Genomic DNA, 1,566 nt, shown 5'->3' with positions numbered 1-1,566 from the left:
TAGAAAGGAAGGCGTACAGGCAAATCAGTTAGTTGGAATTATGGTAGAACGCTCACTAGAAATGATCGTGGGGATACTTGGAATCTTAAAAGCAGGTGGTGCTTATGTACCAATTGATCCAGAGTATCCACAGGAACGAATTCGTTACATGCTAGAGGATAGTGATATAAATATTGTACTTACAAAGTATGCATCTGCAGTACAAATGGCTAACTTTACTGGAACCTTGATTGATTTAAACAATCCAAGTGTATATAAGGGAGATAATACGAATCTTCCATTTGTTACAATTGCGGAAGATCTAGCATACGTTATGTATACATCGGGATCTACAGGACAACCAAAAGGCGTATTAATAGAACAACGAAGTGTTGTACGTTTGGTTCAAAATACAAATTATGTAGAATTTAATGAAGAAGACCGAATTTTAATGACTGGGGCTGTAGTGTTTGATGCTTGTACCTTTGAAATATGGGGTGCCTTATTAAATGGATTACAGTTATATATTGTTCCAGAGACGGTTATTTTAAGCGTTGAAAAGTTAAATGAAGCGTTGAAGAAATATAGAATTACGACAATGTGGTTAACATCTCCATTGTTTAATCAATTGGCTCTGCAAAAACCTGACGCATTTTCTTCACTTCGATATTTATTGGTAGGTGGAGATGCACTATCACCAAACATAATTTCAATGGTAAGAAGCAGTTGCCCTGACCTTACAATCATTAATGGTTATGGACCAACGGAAAATACGACATTCTCTTGTTGTTTCCCTATTAACAAGGAGTATTCAAATATTCCGATAGGTCGACCGATTGCGAATTCCACTGTTTATATTGTAGATGAGTCAAATACACTTCTACCAGTCGGGATACAGGGGGAAATATGTGTAGGTGGAGATGGTCTTGCCAGAGGATACCTGAATCGAGATGAGTTGACAAGGGAAAAATTTGTACCTAATCCATTTGTATCTGGTGAAAGAATGTACCGGACTGGCGACCTTGGTAGATGGCTACCTGATGGAACAATTGAATACCTAGGAAGAATAGATCATCAGGTGAAAATTCGAGGATATCGGATTGAATTAGGTGAGGTTGAATCGGTTCTTCAGGAAGTGGATTCAGTTCGAGAAGCAGTTGTAGTTGTGCGTGAAAATGAAGATGGATTAAAACAATTGTGTGCTTACTTTGTTGGAGAAGAGAGCCTAACAGTGGCGCAACTCCGAGAGGAGATGTCAGAAGAGTTACCAGAATATATGATTCCATCGTACTTCGTACAACTGAAGCAAATGCCATTAACACCAAATGGTAAGATTGATCGTAAAGCGTTGCCTGAACCAGAAAGAAATTTACAAACAGGTACAGAGTATGTAGCGCCGAAAAATCCAATAGAAGAAATGTTAGTTTCAATTTGGCAAACGGTACTTGGTGTGCCGCAAATTGGAGTATTAGATAATTTCTTTGATTTGGGAGGCGATTCAATTAAATCTATCCAAGTCTCTTCGAGATTACATCAGGCTGGTTATCGAGTAGATATGAAAGATTTATTCAGATATTCTACTGTGGC

General features: G+C 38.1%; 1 protein-coding gene. It reads left to right on the top strand.

All coding sequences use genetic code 11. The annotated features are described in order from the left end of the window. On the top strand, nucleotides 1-1,566 hold a 1,566-nt coding region (locus ACTFP3_RS30085), incomplete at both ends, for an amino acid adenylation domain-containing protein (protein ID WP_440012087.1).

The sequence above is a fragment of the Bacillus cereus group sp. MYBK5-2 genome, from assembly GCF_051915685.1.
GTDB classification, from domain to species: domain Bacteria; phylum Bacillota; class Bacilli; order Bacillales; family Bacillaceae_G; genus Bacillus_A; species Bacillus_A cereus.
This window is presented reverse-complemented; position numbering and strand designations above follow the sequence as displayed.